Here is a 1,670-nt window from a genome sequence, read left to right as displayed (position 1 = left end):
GTCCGGTATGAGCGGCACCACCGACTCGCCCAAGCTGCACTTCGAAGTGCGCAAGAACTCGGCGCCGGTCGATCCGTCCGGCTATCTCGAATAGAACAAGAACAATTGCGGGCCGCCTGACCTCCAGTCCGGCCCGCCGTCTTCAGCCCGTTCCGCAAGGAGCGGGCTTTTTCAGTTGCGCGGGATGCAGGGCTCAAAGGTGATCACGTAGCGTGTCGGCGATCATCTCCTCGAGGCTGCTGGCCTTAACGCCCAGAAGCGTCTCCGCGTCGGAGGAATCGACCAGCAGGGGGCTCTCGAAGAGATACGTCATCTCGATCAGCTCATGCATGCCCAGCGCTTCCATCTCGGGGATGGAGTAGGAGTGCGTCTCGGCAATATCCCGGCCGAGCATCGCCGCGGTTTTGCGGATGAGTTCGTTGGGGGAGGCGTGTTGGGAGGGGACATGAAACGCCCGTCCCCATTCGCCGGTGTAGCGGGAGGCCGCGACGAGCGTCCTGGCGACGTCCTTGGTGAAGGTCCAGGCATGGGTGGCGTCGAGGTCGCCAATGAAGGCGACGGGCTGGTCCTCGATGATGGAGGGCAGGGCGATCAGCGAGAAGTAGCTGATCGCGCCGTGCCCGAGATAGTCGCTGGAGCGTATCTCGATCGCCGGCACGCTGGCACGGGCCGCCCGCTGCCACATGATCGTCCTGGCGGTTCCCTTCTTCGAATTCGGATCCAGCGGCATGTCGGAGCGCAGCGGGCTCTCGCCATTCTTGCCGTAACCGTAGAGGTTTCCGAGCACGATGAGCCTGGCGCCGACTGCTTCGGCCGCGCGCACGGTGCCGTCGAGTATGGGGAAAAAGTCGGTTGGCCAGCGATGATAAGTGGCCATGGCGCACATGAACACTGCGTCGGCGCCTCGGCAGACACGCGACAGCGCCGAGGCGTCGGTGGCGTCGGCTTGTATCGACCGCACATTGCGCAACGGGTTCGAACCGACGCTTCGGCTGGTCAGGATGACATCATGGCCTTCCTCGCCAAGAAGGCGAGCCGTCTCGCGTCCGACCGGGCCCGCGCCGACAACAACATATGAACTCATGGCAACCTCTCTTCCATGTTTTGAAGGAGAGGCGGGAGTACAGGGTTGCGGCGTTGAAAATCGCGCCGGAATTGCCAAATCTTGAACAGGTTTTGCCATGAATCGAGAGAGCATGCTTCCGCAATTCGCTCCGGCCCCATCCGACGTCACGATGCTTTCCCGGCACGTCGAGGCAGGCGTCCATCGGCTGCCTCGGGCAACGCATCATCGCGTCATGGTGCATGCGAGTGCTGCGACGCGCTCCTACTGCCATCAGGCCAGGCGATATTTCGTCAGGCGCGCCGGCGACATCGACCTTGTGCCGGCCGGCGAGGAGGGCGGCTTCGAGGCCGAAACGCCGTTCGACACGATGGAGATCGTCCTGCCGCCGGCCTTGATGGAAAGAGTTGCCGCGGAGCTTGGCGGAAAAGCGCTGATATCACGGCTTGACACCCGCCATCTGCTTCGTGACCAACGGATCGAGCATCTCGCTCGAGCGCTGCAGAGCGATCTCGCCGGCGGCGCACCAAGCGGCTCTTTGTTTGCCGACAGCATCGGCGCGGCGCTTGCGGTGAGGCTGCTTGGCCTCGATGGCCCGGACGTGGGT

Annotated in this window: 3 protein-coding genes; 2 read left to right on the top strand and 1 reads right to left on the bottom strand. The window is 63.5% G+C overall.

Annotation, left to right across the window (positions count from 1 at the left end):
- Positions 1-94, top strand: a 94-nt coding sequence (locus EOA24_RS43610) for a M23 family metallopeptidase (RefSeq protein WP_145992573.1), incomplete at its 5' end; no start/stop codon positions are given.
- A gap of 99 nt (positions 95-193) precedes the next feature.
- Here EOA24_RS43610 and EOA24_RS37165 read toward each other — a convergent pair.
- Positions 194-1,084: an NAD-dependent epimerase/dehydratase family protein gene (locus EOA24_RS37165; protein WP_126082294.1), complete on the bottom strand. Its 891-nt coding sequence runs from the start codon at positions 1,082-1,084 to the stop codon at positions 194-196.
- A gap of 112 nt (positions 1,085-1,196) precedes the next feature.
- On the opposite strand from EOA24_RS37165, the gene EOA24_RS37160 reads away from it, so the two are divergent.
- Positions 1,197-1,670, top strand: a 474-nt coding sequence (locus EOA24_RS37160) for an AraC family ligand binding domain-containing protein (RefSeq protein ID WP_189354561.1), incomplete at its 3' end; no start/stop codon positions are given.

This window comes from Mesorhizobium sp. M2A.F.Ca.ET.039.01.1.1, from assembly GCF_003998035.1.
Classification (GTDB): Bacteria; Pseudomonadota; Alphaproteobacteria; order Rhizobiales; family Rhizobiaceae; genus Mesorhizobium.
Note: the sequence above shows the minus strand (reverse complement) of the source record. Positions and strands in the feature narration are given on the sequence as shown.